The organism is Rhodanobacter sp. PCA2 (assembly GCF_013620825.1).
Lineage (GTDB): Bacteria > Pseudomonadota > Gammaproteobacteria > Xanthomonadales > Rhodanobacteraceae > Rhodanobacter_A.
In genome coordinates this window covers 1-15,300 of sequence record NZ_NJIC01000001.1, presented here as the reverse complement: position 1 = coordinate 15,300, position 15,300 = coordinate 1, and the positions used below count along the sequence as shown (strand labels likewise).

Annotated in this window: 14 protein-coding genes; 8 read left to right on the top strand and 6 right to left on the bottom strand. The window is 69.1% G+C overall.

Annotated features, from left to right (window positions below):
• Window positions 1–171 precede the first annotated feature (171 nt).
• The gene (locus PCA_RS00070) at window positions 172–1,566 is read right to left on the bottom strand and encodes a porin (RefSeq protein WP_181300074.1); all 1,395 of its coding nucleotides are present in this window, start codon (window positions 1,564–1,566) and stop codon (window positions 172–174) included.
• A gap of 204 nt (window positions 1,567–1,770) precedes the next feature.
• On the opposite strand from PCA_RS00070, the gene acs reads away from it, so the two are divergent.
• From acs to PCA_RS00040, 6 genes are all read left to right on the top strand, one after another.
• Window positions 1,771–3,711, top strand: coding sequence for an acetate--CoA ligase (gene acs, locus PCA_RS00065; RefSeq protein WP_181300073.1), 1,941 nt, complete (start codon window positions 1,771–1,773; stop codon window positions 3,709–3,711).
• Window positions 3,712–3,808: 97 nt separating this feature from the next.
• Window positions 3,809–4,486 carry a response regulator transcription factor gene (locus PCA_RS00060; RefSeq protein WP_181300072.1) on the top strand — a complete coding sequence of 226 codons (678 nt, stop codon included), beginning with the start codon at window positions 3,809–3,811 and terminating at the stop codon, window positions 4,484–4,486.
• 320 nt (window positions 4,487–4,806) lie between these two features.
• On the top strand, window positions 4,807–5,511 hold the full coding sequence (locus PCA_RS00055) for a formyltransferase family protein (protein ID WP_181300071.1): 705 nt from the start codon (window positions 4,807–4,809) through the stop codon (window positions 5,509–5,511).
• A gap of 52 nt (window positions 5,512–5,563) precedes the next feature.
• Window positions 5,564–5,929 (top strand): hypothetical protein, encoded by a 366-nt coding sequence (locus tag PCA_RS00050; protein WP_181300070.1) that lies wholly within the window; start codon window positions 5,564–5,566, stop codon window positions 5,927–5,929.
• Window positions 5,930–6,195: 266 nt separating this feature from the next.
• Entirely contained in the window at window positions 6,196–7,542 is a 1,347-nt protein-coding gene (locus tag PCA_RS00045) for a ferric reductase-like transmembrane domain-containing protein (RefSeq protein ID WP_181300069.1), read from the top strand.
• A gap of 239 nt (window positions 7,543–7,781) precedes the next feature.
• Window positions 7,782–8,006 (top strand): GDCCVxC domain-containing (seleno)protein, encoded by a 225-nt coding sequence (locus tag PCA_RS00040; RefSeq protein ID WP_181300068.1) that lies wholly within the window; start codon window positions 7,782–7,784, stop codon window positions 8,004–8,006.
• A 68-nt stretch (window positions 8,007–8,074) separates the two neighbouring features.
• Here the strand turns inward: PCA_RS00040 and PCA_RS00035 are convergent, their stop codons facing one another.
• A complete protein-coding gene (locus PCA_RS00035) occupies window positions 8,075–11,557 on the bottom strand; it encodes a PAS domain-containing hybrid sensor histidine kinase/response regulator (RefSeq protein WP_181300067.1) in 3,483 nt (1,160 codons plus the stop codon).
• 148 nt (window positions 11,558–11,705) lie between these two features.
• Here PCA_RS00035 and PCA_RS00030 point away from each other — a divergent pair, with 148 nt between their 5' ends.
• Window positions 11,706–12,275 carry a 4'-phosphopantetheinyl transferase superfamily protein gene (locus PCA_RS00030; RefSeq protein ID WP_343204379.1) on the top strand — a complete coding sequence of 190 codons (570 nt, stop codon included), beginning with the start codon at window positions 11,706–11,708 and terminating at the stop codon, window positions 12,273–12,275.
• Window positions 12,276–12,323: 48 nt separating this feature from the next.
• A complete protein-coding gene (locus PCA_RS00025; RefSeq protein WP_181300065.1) occupies window positions 12,324–13,067 on the top strand; it encodes a pyridoxine 5'-phosphate synthase in 744 nt (247 codons plus the stop codon).
• Window positions 13,068–13,253: 186 nt separating this feature from the next.
• Here PCA_RS00025 and PCA_RS00020 read toward each other — a convergent pair whose 3' ends face one another.
• The 4 genes from PCA_RS00020 to PCA_RS00005 all read right to left on the bottom strand — a co-directional run.
• The gene (locus tag PCA_RS00020) at window positions 13,254–13,661 is read right to left on the bottom strand and encodes a biopolymer transporter ExbD (RefSeq protein ID WP_181300064.1); all 408 of its coding nucleotides are present in this window, start codon (window positions 13,659–13,661) and stop codon (window positions 13,254–13,256) included.
• A 6-nt stretch (window positions 13,662–13,667) separates the two neighbouring features.
• Window positions 13,668–14,093, bottom strand: a complete 426-nt coding sequence (locus tag PCA_RS00015) for a biopolymer transporter ExbD (protein ID WP_181300063.1) — start codon at window positions 14,091–14,093, stop codon at window positions 13,668–13,670.
• 11 nt (window positions 14,094–14,104) lie between these two features.
• A complete protein-coding gene (locus tag PCA_RS00010; RefSeq protein WP_181300062.1) occupies window positions 14,105–14,851 on the bottom strand; it encodes a MotA/TolQ/ExbB proton channel family protein in 747 nt (248 codons plus the stop codon).
• 53 nt (window positions 14,852–14,904) lie between these two features.
• The coding region (locus tag PCA_RS00005; protein ID WP_181300061.1) for an energy transducer TonB at window positions 14,905–15,300 on the bottom strand (396 nt) is incomplete at its 5' end.

The window sequence follows — 15,300 nt, the reverse complement described above, 5'->3', positions numbered from 1 at the left end:
CGACCGCGGCATGCCGCTGCGGCTGGCGCGGAACCCCCGCCCCGCGCCCCGCAGTGGCCTTGAAACCGTTTCCTTCCGTATCGCTCGCGCCACGCTTCCGGGCCGGCGCTACACGCAGCCGGCTGCGCCGCTGCGCTTCCCGCGATGGCCCCTGCGGGGCCGTCGACTGGCCTAGAACTTGTAAATGCCGTTGAGGCTCACCTGGTTGCCGGTAGTGGTGCGGGTGGCCGCGGCGCCATTCGCCGAATCCAGCTTGTCGTGCATCCACTCCGCGCTCAGCGCATACGCCCCGGCGGCGTACTGCACGCTCAGCGCGGACTGCTGGCTCTTCAGGCGGCCGGCGGCGCCGATCCAGCGCAGCACGTCGTTGCGATCGGGCTTGGCCATGCCGTAGAACGCGTACACGCTCCAGTTCGGGGTGAACTTGTAGCCGGCCTGCACGTAGCCGCCGCTCTCGGAGATGTCGCCGAACTGCGCCAGCGCGCCGAAGATCTGGCCCAGGCCGTTGCCGGTGTAGAGCAGGCCCTTGAACACCCATGGGCCGGGCGTCCAGGCGCCGCCCACCTCGTAGCCCACGCTCTTGACCTTGTCCTTGATCGGCGCAGCCACGGTGTCGCCCACGCCCTTGAGGTTCACCTCGCTGTAGTGCGCCGCGGCGTAGGCGACCCAGTCCTTGTCGGCCACGCGCAGGCGCGCTTCCAGCTGCGGACGGAAGCCCGCATTGCCCGCGGTGAGGTAGTTCACGTTGTCGCCCGGGCCGCTCCAGTGGCCTTCGAACGCGCCCAGGTCCAGCCGCCACTTGGCGCCGTCGCTGCCGTGGTTGAGGTCCTGCATCACCACCACGCCGGGGAAACGCCAGCCCACCATGCCGGAGCCGAAGCCCAGCGGGAACGCGATGTGCGAGAGCGAGTCCGGGACGTTGTCCAGCGGGAACATCAACTCCCACTGCTGGCCCACGCGCACGGTGGTGCCGGTGAGCGGATTGGTGATGTCCATGTAGGCCTGGCGCAGGCGCGGCGTGGGCTGCTGCTGGCTGTACGCGCCGGTGCCGTTGAAGCCGCCGAAGAAGTCCATCTCGATGCGGCCGCCGCCGACCCAGTCGCCGGCGAACTTGGCGCCGCTGAAATCCAGCCAGAAGCGCGAGTTGCGCACGTCCATGCCGCTCAGCGAACCCTTGGAGCCGGGCACCGGGAATTCCGCGTTGGTGCCGTTGCCGAAGGTGAAGCTCTTGTTCTGGCTGAAGGCGCTGGCGCTGACGAAGCCGTGCAAGGCCACCGACACGCCCGGCGCGCTGCTGAACACCGGCTTGGAAGCGGCGGCCGGCGCGGCGGCGACGTTCTGCGCGGGCGCCGCCGGCGCGGGCTGCGCCGCCTGCTGCTGCTTCTGCGCCTGGATCATCGCCTTGAGCTGGGCCAGTTCCTGTTCCAGCTGGTCCACGCGCTGCTCCAGTTGCTGCTCGCGTGCGGCGGTGGCGGTCTGGGCCTGCGCGGCCAGCGGCAGTGCGAGTGCGCAGGCGATCCCGAGCGCCAGCGGCCGGCGCACCCGACGGACAAGTGTCGATCTCATGAGGCGTTCCCCAGGGCGGACTGTGGGTCGAGCATGCTCATTCGATCGATCGCAAGACTATTCGCCGATGGTCTTGTCTCGACCAAAGTCGATACGTCCCGCTCCTCGACGCCCCGACGACGCCGCTACACTCGAAGCCAGGCCCGCGCCGTTCGCGCCAGGCTCCGCATCCCGCCCCCACGACCTCGTCAGCAGGAGACCCGCATGTCCACGATCCACCCCGTCGACCCCGCGTTCGCCGCCAAGGCGCGTATCCGCAAGGACGATTACGAGCGTCTGTACGCCGAGTCGGTCAAGGACCCCGAGGGCTTCTGGGCCAAGGTGGGCGAGCGGGTGGACTGGGCGAAGAAGCCCACCCGGATCAAGGACGTTTCCTTCGACCCGAAGGACCTGCACATCCGCTGGTACGAGGACGGCACGCTCAACGTGGCCGCGAATTGCCTCGACCGCCACCTCGCCGAGCGCGGCGACAAGGCGGCCATCATCTTCGAGGGCGACGATCCGGACGAATCGCGCACGCTCACCTATCGCCAGCTGCACGCCGAAGTGTGCAAGTTCGCCAACACGCTGAAGCACCTCGGCGTGGCCAAGGGCGACCGCGTGGCGATCTACCTGCCGATGATCCCCGAGGCCGCGGTGGCGATGCTGGCCTGCGCGCGCATCGGCGCGACCCACTCGGTGGTGTTCGGCGGCTTCTCGCCCGATTCGCTGGCCGGGCGCGTCGCCGACTCGCAGTGCAAGGTCGTGGTGACCGCCGACGAAGGCGTGCGCGGCGGCCGCAAGATCCCGCTCAAGACCAACGTGGACGAGGCGCTGAAGCGTCCCGGCACCAACAGCGTGGAAACCGTGGTGGTGGTGCGCCGCACCGGCAGCGCCGTGCCGATGCAATCGCCGCGCGACCGCTACTGGCACAACCTGATGGAAGGCCAGTCCGCCGACTGCCCGGCCGAGCCGATGGAAGCGGAACACCCGCTGTTCATCCTCTACACCTCCGGTTCCACCGGCAAGCCCAAGGGCGTGCTGCACACCTCGGCGGGCTTCCTGGTGTTCACCAGCTACACCCACGAATGCGTGTTCGACCTGCGCGACGACGACGTCTACTGGTGCACCGCCGACGTGGGCTGGGTCACCGGCCACAGCTACGTGGTGTACGGCCCGCTGTGCAACGGCGCCACCACGCTGATGTTCGACGGCGTGCCGAACTACCCCGACTTCAGCCGCTTCTGGCAGGTCATCGACAAGCACAAGGTGACCTTGTTCTACACCGCGCCCACCGCGATCCGCGCGCTGATGCGCGAAGGCGAGGCGCCGGTGAAGAAGTGCTCGCGCGCGTCGCTGCGCGTGCTCGGCTCGGTGGGCGAGCCGATCAACCCCGAGGCCTGGGAGTGGTACCACCGCGTGGTGGGCGAGAGCCGCCTGCCCATCGTCGACACCTGGTGGCAGACCGAGACCGGCGGCATCCTCATCAGCCCGCTGCCCGGCGCCATCGACACCAAGCCCGGCTCCGCCACCAAGCCGTTCTTCGGCATCAAGCCGGCCATCGTGGACGCGAACGGCGAGGTGCAGGAAGGCGTGGCCGAGGGCAACCTGCTGCTCACCGATTCCTGGCCCGGCCAGATGCGCACGGTGTACGGCGACCACCAGCGCTTCATCGAGACCTACTTCAGCGCCTACCCCGGCAACTACTTCACCGGCGACGGCGCGCGCCGCGACGAGGACGGCTACTACTGGATCACCGGCCGCGTCGACGACGTGATCAACGTCAGCGGCCACCGCATCGGCACCGCCGAGGTGGAAAGCGCGCTGGTGGCGCACCCCAAGGTGGCCGAGGCCGCCGTGGTCGGCTGCCCGCACGACATCAAGGGCCAGGGCATCTACGCCTACGTCACCCTGGTGGCGGGCGAGACCGGCAGCGACGCGTTCAAGAAGGAACTGATCACCTGGGTGCGCAAGGAAATCGGCCCGATCGCCACGCCCGACTACATCCAGTGGGCGGCCGGCCTGCCGAAGACCCGCTCGGGCAAGATCATGCGCCGCATCCTGCGCAAGATCGGCGAGAACCAGCCCGACCAGCTCGGCGACATCTCCACCCTCGCCGACCCCGGCGTGGTGAAAAGCCTGGTCGAGGAACGCCTGATCAAGTGACTCCCCACTTCGTCGTTCCGGCGAAGGCCGGAATCCAGCGCTCCCCGGACGCAAGACACTGGACCCCGGCTTTCGCCGGGGTGACGGACAGCACGCCATGCCCGACATCCTGATCGCCGACGACCATCCGCTGTTCCGCGACGCCCTGCAGCGCGCCGTGCTCGCCGCGTTGCCGCAGGCGCAGGTGCGCACCGCGGAAAGCGTGCATGGCCTGTACACGCTGATCGAGCAGTATCCCGACGCCGACCTGCTGCTGCTGGACCTGCACATGCCCGGTGCCCGCGGCTACTCCGCGCTGGCGCACATCCGCGGCCAGTACCCCGGCCTGCCCACCATCGTGGTCTCCGGCCACGAGGAAGCCCAGGTCGCGCGGCGCGCGCTGGCCCACGGCGCCGCCGCCTACATCCCGAAATCCACGGCCGGCGAGGACATCGTCCGCGCGATCCGCGCCGTGCTCGACGGCGACGTCTGGCTGCCGCCGCACCTGGTCGGCGGCAGCGCCGAACTCAAGCCTGGCGAAGCCGACATCGCCGCCCGCGTCGCCGCGCTCACCCCGCAGCAGTTCCGCGTGCTCACCATGATCGCCGAAGGCCTGCTCAACAAGCAGATCGCCTGGGAACTGGGCGTCTCCGAAGCCACCGTGAAGGCGCACATGACCGCCATCATGCGCAAGCTGGGCGTCAACAACCGCACGCAGGTGGCGCTGGCCGCCAGCCAGCTCGCCGTCGAACCCGGCGCGATGCAGCCGCTGCCGGAGGACGAGGAGGCGGAGTGAGGCCCGTTGCATCGTCGATGCAGCAGGCAACGCCGTCGCGCGCGATCCCTGCGCAATGCAGCGGGAGCCGATCCTTGCCGCCAGACCGCCTTGGTCGCACGCCACCCGGGGCCGGATCGCCGGGGCCCGCACCCCGCGAGCCCGCGGTGTATACCAAACAGCGACATCCTTTCATGTGAGATGCCAAGCGGCTTGCCCGCGCGCATGTGCGGACAAGGGGCAACACCTGTCCGCCACGGGACGATGATGCCGGAGCATCGCCGCACACGTCCCGTCAGGGGTCCGCCAGGCATCGGTCACCAGTGAAAGGAGACACGCACATGCAGCTCAAGACGGTCGGACTGGTCACCTACCACTGCCCGCACCTGAAAACGGAACAGGTGCTGCAGCGGATCCTGCAGCAGGACTTCGGGCTCAGGATGTACGCGCTGCCCTTCACGCCGAGAAAACGCCGGGAGACGCTGTTCGACCATCGCCCGGACCAGTCGGCCGCGGTGGCCCCGCAGGCCATGGCCGAAAAGCACGGCATCCCGTACGTCGAATGCGCGAGCGACCGGGACATCGACGACGCCTGCGATGTGTACCTGATCCTGGGAGCGGGCGTGCTGTCGCCCGGATGCGTCCGGGGAAAGAAGATCATCAACTGCCATCCCGGCATCATTCCCGCGTGCCGCGGCCTGGATGCATTCAAGTGGGCGCTGTACGGGATGAAACCCCTGGGCATCACGCTGCACTACATCGATGCCGAGGTCGATGCAGGCGAGATCATTTCGGTCATCCCCACGAATGTCTACGTGTCGGACAGTCTGGCCACGCTGGCGCGTCGCCACTACGACAACGAGATCGATTGCATGTCCCGCATCACCGAGTTCCTGGACCATCCGCAGAACCCGTTCGAGCACATCGAAACGGGCGAGCCCATGCGGCGAATGCCGCTGGGCAAGGAAAGGGAACTTGCCCACCGGTTTTCGGATTACGTGGAGAAATACGGGAGACCGGGGCAAGCGAAAAGGCGCGGCGCCTGACGGCAATTCCGCAGCACTCCATTGCGCCGGTGAGCCCCGCTGCCCGTCGTGCATGGGCGGGTTCGACGCCTCGGCCCGCATCCCCGGACTCTTCGACGGCGACGACATCGCCATGCGCACCGCCGCGCCCGCACCGCAGCCATTCCGCACGCGCATCGTGATCGCCGTCGAACCCGGCACGATGCAGCCGTTGCCGGGCGACGAGGAAGTGGAGCAAGAAGCCGCGCCACGCCGTCGCGCAACACACGAAGCATTCGTCCTGGGTGGATTGCGTCGATGCGGCCACGACGAGCCGTCACGGCCCCGGGAGACGTCGCTGTCGTGGCGCCGCGGAAGGGAATGGAGCCGAAGAACATCCCTCGCGCCCGTGGAAGCCCGGGATCGAGCGGGACAAAACGCCGCTGCGGTGCACAACTGACGCACATCGGGGGGAAACTGGGTACATCGAGGGCACGGTTACACCCACGCCGGGGCGGTTCCATGCCTCGGTGGGCATGCAGCGGGTTCCATGCCCCGGCTGATGCTTGTTTCAAAGGTTCGCTGAAGGTTGGGTGGCGAGATTGGAATGGCTACTCCGCCATGCCTGGGTCAGGAGCCGGTTCAAATGAAATCTCTGGCGCACGTGCATTGCTGTCGCCCGACTCGCGCAGCAGGCGCGTCCTCTGAACATGGTGCGGATGCGGAATGAAGAGAATCGTCTGGACATTCTGGATTTTCGTGCTGGCGTTGAGCGTCCTGTGGCTTTTTGCCGATACGCTTTGGCCCGCGCAGCCCGGTTACTTCGCCTTGCGTACCGCATGGATCCAATACAGCGGCGTGCTGGCCATCGGCGCGATGTCCCTGGCCATGGTGCTGGCCACTCGCCCCAAATGGCTGGAGCAGGGCTTCAACGGCCTGGACAAGATGTACCGGCTGCACAAGTGGCTGGGCATCGCCGCATTGGCGACCGCCACGGCGCACTGGCTGCTGGCGCAAGGCACGAAGTGGGCCGTGGGCTGGGGTTGGCTGACCCGGCCCGGGCGCAGAGCCCGGGGCGCGGGCGAGTCCGCGGGGGGCGTCGAATCGATCCTGCGCGACTGGCGCGGCCTGGCGGAAAGCGTGGGCGAATGGGCTTTCTACATCGCTGCAGTGCTGCTGGTGCTGGCCCTGGTCCGGCGCTTTCCCTACCGGCTGTTTGCCAAGACCCACCATTGGCTGGCCGTGGCCTACCTGGTGCTGGTTTTCCACAGCGTGGTGCTGGTCAAGTTTGCCTACTGGGCGCAGCCCGTGGGCTGGGCGCTGGCCGTACTGCTTGCCAGCGGCACGTTCTCGGCCGCCTACGTGCTGCTGGGCAGGGTTGGCGCGCGGCGTACCTCGCACGGCCTCATTGAATCGCTGCAAACCTACCCGGCATTGAACGTGCTGGAGACCACGCTACGGATGGACGCGGATTGGCCCGGCCATCGGACAGGACAGTTTGCTTTCGCCACCTCCGACGCAAGGGAGGGCGCACATCCCTATACGATCGCTTCAGCCTGGGAGCCGGAGAACGGACGACGCATCACCCTGATCACCAAGGCCCTCGGCGACCACACCCGCCGCTTGCCGGAGCGCCTGCGGGTAAACGACCGGGTGAAGATCGAGGGGCCCTACGGCTGCTTCACGTTCGACGACGACCGCCCCCGCCAGATATGGATAGGCGCGGGAATCGGGATCACGCCGTTCATTGCGCGCATGAAGTATCTGGCGCGGGACGGGAAGCCGGATCCACGACCCATCGACTTGTTCCATCCGACCAGCACAGTCGACCCGCTGGCCATCGAGAAGCTGCGCGCCGACAGCGTGGCTGCCGGTGTCACGCTGCACCTGTTCGCCAGCCCCCAAGGCGGCCTCCTGACCGGCGAACATCTGCGCGCGGTGGTGCCCGGGTGGCGAGAAGCCAGCGTGTGGTTCTGCGGCCCCGCTGCCTTCGGTCGGGACCTTTGCGCCGACCTGGTTGCCGCGGGGCTACCCCGGGAAGCGTTCCATCAGGAGCTTTTCGAGATGCGCTGACAAGCTCCCGATCATCCTCGGGCAGGTCTTCCTGCCGCTTGTCTGTTCCCCAATCCGCACGTTCTTCGCCACGGCAAACCCGCAGCACCGCACGCGTGATTTCCGCCGCGCGGCCCCCGGCGGCAACGAGCCGGGCATCGGGCAGGCGATCGCAACCGGGAGCAGGTGCTAGCCTTGCGTTCAAGCCTGCGCCACAGAGCACGCAGGCAGGCATCAACGGGTCAACCACGGTTCCGGCCATGCAAGAAACCATCAAGCTCACCTCCGTGCTCACCTGCCCGGCCTGCGGCCACGCCCGCGCCGAAACGATGCCCACCGACGCGTGCATCTATTTCTACGAATGCACCGCCTGCAAGACGCTGCTCAAGCCGCTGGCGGGCGACTGCTGCGTGTTCTGTTCCTATGGCAGCGTGAAGTGCCCGCCGATGCAGTCGGCGGGCTCGGCGACGGGGTGCTGCGGCTGATCCTTCGTCCGGGCGGCATTGCGTCCGGCCGCTGCAGACAAAAGGCCTGGGCGCCGCATTTCGACCGCTCAGGCGCCCACGCGCCTTTCCGACTGCTTCCTCACCAGCGCCGTCAGCAGCGCGCGCAGCGCCGCGGGCCGCACCGGCTTGTGCAGCAGCGGATAGCCCAGCGCGCGGGTGCGTTGCTTGAGGTCGCTGCTGCCGTCGGCGGTGATCAGGGCGGCCGGCGGCAGCGGATGGCAGGCGGCGCGCAGCTGCTGCAGCGCCTGCAGGCCGTCGATGCCGTCGAGATGGTAGTCGGCGAGGATCAGGTCGACCGGACCGCGCCGCAGTTCGGCGGCGGCGGCGGCGACGTCGCGCGCGGTGCGGCAGTCCACGCCCCAGCGGCCCAGCAGCGCGCGCATGCCGTCGAGGATCGCCGCGTCGTCGTCCAGGCACAGCACGGTGAGCGGCAGTTGTTCGTCGCTGACGCCGCCGCGCACCGCCTGCCGGCGCGGCGGCACGGCGGGCGCGCGCGGCACCATCACCGCGAAACAGCTGCCGTGGCCGGGACGCGAGTGCAGGTCCAGCCGGTGCTCCAGCATGGTCGCGATGCGGTCGCAGATCGACAAGCCCAGGCCCAGGCCCTTCTCGCCCCACGGCGACGGCTGTTCCAGCCGCTGGAATTCGTCGAACACGCGCGCGCGCTGGCCGGCGGCGATGCCGGGGCCGGTGTCCCACACCTCGATGCGCACGTCCTCGCCGACGCGGCGCGCGCCCAGCAGCACGCCGCCGCGCTGGGTGTAGCGCAGCGCGTTGGAAAGGAAGTTCTGCAGCACGCGGCGCAGCAGTTGCGGGTCGCTGCGCACGGCCAGCCGCGTGGGCGCCACGCGCAGGCGCAGGCCGCGCTGCTCGGCGATCACCGCGAACTGTCCCTGCAACGATTCGAACAGGTCGGACAGCGCGAAGCTGCCGACTTCCAGCTGGTAGCTGCCGGTGTCCAGGCGCGAGGTGTCGAGCAGGGCGTCGAGCAGGTCTTCCGCCGCGCGGAACGCGGCGTCGATGCGCTCGGCCAGTTGCCGCGATTCCGCATCCAGCGCCGGTTGCTGGCGCAACGCGGAGGTGAACAGCCGGGCGGCGTTCAGAGGCTGCAGCAGGTCGTGGCTGGCGGCGGCGAGGAAGCGCGTCTTGGAGACGTTCGCGGCCTCGGCGGTCTGCTGCGCCTGCGCGGTGGCGGCCAGCGCCTCGCTGAGTTCGGCGGTGCGCTGGTCCACGCGCTGTTCCAGCGTCTCGTTCGCCTCGATCAGCGCCTCCTCGGCGCGCTTGTAGGCGGTGACGTCGGTGTAGGTGGTGACGTAGCCGCCGCCGGGCAGCGCGCGGCCGCGCATCTCGATGGTGCTGCCGTCCGCCCGCACGCGCTGGAAAACGTGCGGCGTGCCGGCGCGCAGGTGGCCGATGCGCTTGGTCACGTGCGCCGCCACCTCGCCGGGACCGCATTCGCCGTGCTCGGCGTTCCAGCGGATCAGGTCGGCCACCGGCACGCCCACGTAGACCATGCCGTCGGGATAGCCGAACAGTTCAAGATAGCGCCGGTTCCACGCCACCAGGCGCATCTGCACGTCGACCACGCTGATGCCCTGCGACACGTTCTCCAGCGTGGAGGACAGCAGCTCGCGGTTGAAGCGCAGTTCCTGCGAGGCTTCGTCCATCAGCGCCATCGCCTCGGCGATGTCGAGGCCGGAGCCCGACAGCATGCCCATCAGGATGCGCCGCGCGCTGGCCGCGCCCACTGCGCCGGCGAGCAGGCGTTCGGTGTGCTGGATCAGCGCGCGGTCGGCCGACTCGCCGGGCTGCAGCGGCCGGCCGCGGCGCCGTTCGTAGTCCGCGAACGCGCGCTCGGTGCTGCGGCGGCCCACGATGCGGGTGGCGATGGTGCGCAGGTCGGCGACCACCACGCGACCGCGCCAGTCGCCCGCGCCGCCGCGCCGCGTCGCATAGGGATCGACGAACAGCGCCGCGTGCAGGCGGTCCTCCAGGTTCGGCCGCCAGCGCAGCGAGACGAACACCAGGCAGGTCACGTTGACCAGCAGCGACCACAGCGTGCCGTGCAGCAGCGGATCGCTGCCGCCCAGGTGGAACAGCGCCTGCGGCCGCAGCCAGCTCAGCCCCAGCGGGCCGTCCTGCTGCCAGCTGCCCACGTGCAGCACCGCCGGCAGCAGCAGCGTGTAGGCCCATACCGCGAAGCCGGCCACCAGGCCGATCACCACGCCGCGACGGCTGGCGCCGCGCCAGTACAGCGCGGCCACGATCGCCGGCGCGAGTTGCGCCACCGCGGCGAACGCCAGCAGGCCGGTGGCAGCGAGGTTCTCGGTGTCGGCCACCACGCGGTAGTAGCCGTAGGCCAGCGACACCAGCGCCACGATCGCCACGCGGCGCACGCGAAGCACCAGTCTGGAGAGGTCGCTGCGGTGCTCCAGCCGCAGGTGGCGCATGCGCAGCAACGCCGGCATCACGAGGTCGTTGCTGATCATGGTGGACAGCGCCACGGCCGCCACGATCACCATGCCGGTGGCCGCCGAGAAGCCGCCCACGAACGCCAGCATCGCCATGCCGCCGTGGCCCAGCGTGCGCGGCAGGTTCAGCACCCAGGCGTCGGCGAGGCCGTCGCGCACCGCCGGCAACTGCATGCCGGTGGCCACGATGGGCAGCACCGCGAGGCTGATCGCGAGCATGTAGAGCGGGAACATCCAGCGCGCGCGATGCAGGTCGCGCGGGTCCTCGCATTCGACCACGCCGATCTGGAACTGCCGCGGCAGGCACAGCATCGCGAAGAACGCCAGCAGCGTCTGGGTGAGGAAACCCGCCGAGAGGCCGTCGCCCGGGTGGTGCTTCGCCAGGTTCACCGTCGCCGCCAGCCCGGGCCCGTGGTGCAGCGCGAACAGCGCCAGCGCCACGAACGCCACCAGCTTGATCAGCGATTCCAGCGCGATCGCCAGCATCAGGCCGTGGTGATGCTCGGTGGCGTCGATGCTGCGCGTGCCGAACAGTATCGCGAACACCGCGAGCAGGCCGGCGCACCACAACGCGGGGTCGGTCGCCAGCGCGCCGTGCAGGCCCGGGTTGCCGCTGCCGCCCAGCACGGCGAACGACATCGCCACCGCCTTCAGCTGCAGCGCGATGTACGGCAGTATCGCCACCACCGTGATCACCGCCACCAGCGCGGCCAGGCCGTGCGACTTGCCGAAGCGCGCGCCGATGAAGTCGGCGATCGAGGTGATGTTGCGCTGCTGCGCCACTTCCACCAGCCGGCGCAGCAGGTCGAAGCCGAACACGAACAGCAGCACCGGTCCCAGATAGATCGGCAGGTAACCCAGGCCCTCGCGCGCGGCGGTGCCCACCGCGCCGTAGAACGTCCACGACGAGCAGTACACCGCCAGCGCCAGGCTGTAGACGATGGGCCGCAGCCGCGGCTGGCGCGGGTACAGCGGGCGCCGGTCGCCCGCCCACGCCACGCAGTACAGCAGGCCCACGTACAGCAGCGCGACGAGCAGCAGCAGCCAGCCGGCGATCATGGTCCTCCCCGCGTGCAGTTACGATGCCATCTGCCGCTTGTGTGCGGCCGCGTCCGTCCGTCAGCATGCGTGCATGCAAGCCCTGGACGGATTCCTTCCCGCGAAAGTAGCAGAGCCCCTGCGCGCTGACGAGGTTCATGTCTGGCACGTGCAGCGCCCGCGCGACGCGGGGCGCGCGCCGCTGCTGGCGCTGCTCGCGTCCTATCTCGGCACCGAGCCGTCCGCGGTGCGGCTGCTGGCCGGCGAGCACGGCCGCCCCGCACTGGTAGCGCAGAGCCACGACGCGCTGGATTTCAACTGGTCGCACAGCGGCGAGCGGGCGCTGGTCGTGGTGGCGCGCGGCATCGCGCCCGGCATCGACCTGGAGCTGCGGCGCACGCGCGCCAGCGCGCTGGAGATCGCGCAGCGCTTCTTCACCGCCGACGAAGCCACCTGGCTCGCCACGCTGGACGAGGACGCGCGCCGTGCCGCGTTCCTCGAACTGTGGACGGCGCGCGAGGCGGTGCTGAAGGCGCTGGGTCGCGGCCTCGCGTTCGGGCTGGACCGCCTGTCGATACGCAGCGACGCCGACGGGCTGGCGCTGCGATCGCTGGAGGGCGACGATCCCGCCGCGTGGCAGCTGCACCGGCTGCACGTGGGCGGCGATGCCTTTGCCGCGCTGGCCTGGCGCGGCGCGCCGCGACGCATACGCCTGTTCGCGCTTGCCGACGCGGGCTGATCGGCGCAGTGTTGCGTTCCCCCGTGTTCCCGTGACGATCCGCCCGCCATGACCCTGCTCAGCGTCAACCTCAACAAGATCGCCGTGCTGCGCAATTCGCGCGGCGGCCAGGAGCCCGACATCTGCCGCGCGGCGCAGACCTGCATCGAGAGCGGCTGCGGCGGCATCACCGTGCATCCGCGGCCGGACCTGCGCCACGTGCGCCCGGACGACGTGCGCGCGCTGGCCGCGATGCTGCGCGGGCGGGTGGAGTACAACATCGAGGGCAACCCGTTCGCCCCGGCGCGCGGCGCCTACCCCGGCCTGGTCGCGCTGGCGCGCGAGGTGCGCCCCAGCCAGGTGACGCTGGTGCCGGACGGCGACGGCCAGATCACCTCCGACCACGGTTTCGACCTCGCCCGCGACCTGGACCGGCTGCGGCCGCTGGTGGCGGAACTCAACGCGATCGGCAGCCGCGTCAGCCTGTTCGTGGACGCCGGCAGCCAGGATTTCGCGGCGGCGAAGGCGATCGGCGTGCAGCGCATCGAGATCTACACCGGCCCCTACGCCGAGGCGTTCGCCGACGGCGAGCCCGACGCGGCGCTCGCGGCCTGCGTCGCCACTGCACGGCAGGCGCAGCAGGCGGGCCTTGCGGTGAACGCGGGCCACGACCTCAGCCAGGCGAACCTCGGCACGTTCAAGGCCGCGATCCCGGGGCTGGCCGAGGTGTCGATCGGCCACGCGCTGATCGGCGAGGCGCTGTACGAAGGCCTGGCCGCCACTGTGCGCAACTACCTGCAGATACTGCGCTAGCCGCACCGCCCGGGCGCGGTGGTTTCGCCGCGATCGAGTCCGGCCTGGCGCGCCACGCGATGCCCGTGCGTGTCGCGACCGGCGCGCCCGGCCAGGCAGCCGGGGATTCGACCCGCACAAACGCCAACCCCCGCACGGGGCGGGGGTTGGCGCGGGTAACGCGGGTGTCGCGACAGCGGCGGCTGGTCAGTCGCTGTCGGTGAAGCCGATCTTGGTCAGGTTGTACTGCTTCGCGTCCGCCAGCACGGTAGCGACATGCTGGTAGGCGGTGGCATCGGCTGCCTTGATCTGGACTTCCGGCTGGTTGGTCTGCTGGGCGATCACCGCGAACTGCGCCTTGAGGCCCAGTTCGTCCACCGGCGTGTCGTTCCAGTAGAACGCGCCGCTGGCGTCGATCTTGAGGTTGATCGGCTCCGGCGGGTTCGTCGGCGGGGTCTGGTTCGGGTTCGGCTGCGGAAGGTCGATCTTGATCTTCTCCAGCGGAATCGGCGCCGTCACCATGAAGATGATCAGCAACACCAGCATCACGTCGATCAGCGGCGTGATGTTGATGTCGGCCATCGGGCCCGACGAGGATTTGACGGAAAACGCCATGACTGCTTACTCCTTCGCGGGCGCGGTGGTCATGAAGCCGACGTGCACCATGCCCTGGCCCTTGGCGTCACTGATCACCTTGCGCACCGTCTTCCACTCGAGGCCCTTCTCGGCACGGATCTGCAGTTCCGGCTGCGGCGCCTTCTGCGCGGCCACCGCCAGCTGGGACTTCAGCTCCGCCTCGGTGACCGGGTGATCCTGGAAGTACATCGTGCCGTCTTCCTTGATCGCCAGGTCCAGCGGCGGGGTTTCCGCAGCCTTCTCCTCGGTGCTCTTCGGATTCGCAGTCGGCACCGTGACGGTGATCGGGTGGGACATCAGTGGTGCCGTGATCATGAAGATGATCAGCAGCACCAGCATCACGTCAGCCAGTGGCGTGACGTTGATTTCCGAAACCGGACCGCCGGTATCGCCTCCGACGCTCATGGACATGGTTCAGCCCCTCACTCGACGCGCGAGCCGGTCGCGAAGAAGTCGTGCAGGTCGTGCGCGAACTCGTCGAAACGGGCGAAGATCACGCGGTTCGACCGGTTGAAGAAGTTGAACGCGAGCAGCGCCGGGATCGCGGTGAACAGACCGATGGCGGTCATGATCAGCGCCTCGCCCACGGGGCCGGCCACGGCGGTCATCGAAGCGTTGCCGCTGGCGGCGATGCCGATCAGGGCGTGGTAGATGCCCCACACCGTACCGAGCAGACCGACGAACGGTGCCGACGAACCCACGGTGGCGAGCACCGTCTGGCCGCCTTCGAGGCGCAGGCTCTCGCGGGCCACGGCCTGGCGCAGGGCGCGGTCGACGAACTCCGAGCGGCTCAGCGACTCGGCGATGCCGCCCTTGTTCGCCTGCTGGTGGTGGGCCACCGCCGAGGCGGCGTCCAGCGCGATCTTGGAGAACGGTTCGCTCTTGGGCTGGGCTTCCAGCTCGCGGATCGCGTCCTGGGTGGAGGCATTGTTCCAGAAGCCGTTGATCACGCCATCGGCGCGCGACTTCACCATGCCGTTGCGGATGGTGTTGGCGATGATGAAATACCAGGAGAGGAAGGACATCACCACCAGGGTGATGAACACCACCCAACCCAGCCAGTCGAAGCCCTGGGCGAGGTTGGCGAAGCCCATCTGCTTCATGGCTTCGGCGTTGGAGTTGCCCGCCACCTGGGCGGCATCGGTCGGTGCAGGAGTCTGTAGGAACATAACGCTACCCTTGGGAAGTCAGGCGTGAACTGTGGTGACAGTGTCGGGGGGGATTACATCTGGCTGAGGTTGAAGGTGACGGGAACGCGGGCGTAGCCCTCCACCTTCTTGCCGTTCTTGACCTCGGGATTGAAACGCCACTTCTGTGCCGTTTCGATCGCCGCGCGATCAAGCTCGTGGTAACCGCTGGACTTGTCGACCTTGATGTCCTTCGGCGTACCGTCGGTGCCCACCAGGATCAACAGGATCACCGTGCCCTCGTGGCGCTGGCGGATGGCCTGCGGCGGGTAGCGCGGCGTGATTCGGCTGTTGTAGCTGAGATCCGAACCGGCGGCGATGTCGGCGGGCGGCGCCGGCGGGGCCGGGGGCGCAGGCGGCGCGGCGGCGACCGCGTTCTGCGACACCTCCTGCACCGGCGGCGGCTCGATGAAATTCACCTGCACGATCTG

Coding starts and splice junctions, on each gene's coding strand:
- PCA_RS00020 (WP_181300064.1), bottom strand. CDS start 13,661: ATGGCGTTTTCCGTCAAATCCTCGTCGGGCCCGATGGCCGACATCAAC.
- PCA_RS00015 (WP_181300063.1), bottom strand. CDS start 14,093: ATGTCCATGAGCGTCGGAGGCGATACCGGCGGTCCGGTTTCGGAAATC.
- PCA_RS00050 (WP_181300070.1), top strand. CDS start 5,564: ATGGGCGGGTTCGACGCCTCGGCCCGCATCCCCGGACTCTTCGACGGC.
- PCA_RS00040 (WP_181300068.1), top strand. CDS start 7,782: ATGCAAGAAACCATCAAGCTCACCTCCGTGCTCACCTGCCCGGCCTGC.
- PCA_RS00055 (WP_181300071.1), top strand. CDS start 4,807: ATGCAGCTCAAGACGGTCGGACTGGTCACCTACCACTGCCCGCACCTG.
- PCA_RS00010 (WP_181300062.1), bottom strand. CDS start 14,851: ATGTTCCTACAGACTCCTGCACCGACCGATGCCGCCCAGGTGGCGGGC.
- PCA_RS00035 (WP_181300067.1), bottom strand. CDS start 11,557: ATGATCGCCGGCTGGCTGCTGCTGCTCGTCGCGCTGCTGTACGTGGGC.
- PCA_RS00060 (WP_181300072.1), top strand. CDS start 3,809: ATGCCCGACATCCTGATCGCCGACGACCATCCGCTGTTCCGCGACGCC.
- PCA_RS00070 (WP_181300074.1), bottom strand. CDS start 1,566: ATGAGATCGACACTTGTCCGTCGGGTGCGCCGGCCGCTGGCGCTCGGG.
- PCA_RS00025 (WP_181300065.1), top strand. CDS start 12,324: ATGACCCTGCTCAGCGTCAACCTCAACAAGATCGCCGTGCTGCGCAAT.
- PCA_RS00045 (WP_181300069.1), top strand. CDS start 6,196: ATGAAGAGAATCGTCTGGACATTCTGGATTTTCGTGCTGGCGTTGAGC.
- acs (WP_181300073.1), top strand. CDS start 1,771: ATGTCCACGATCCACCCCGTCGACCCCGCGTTCGCCGCCAAGGCGCGT.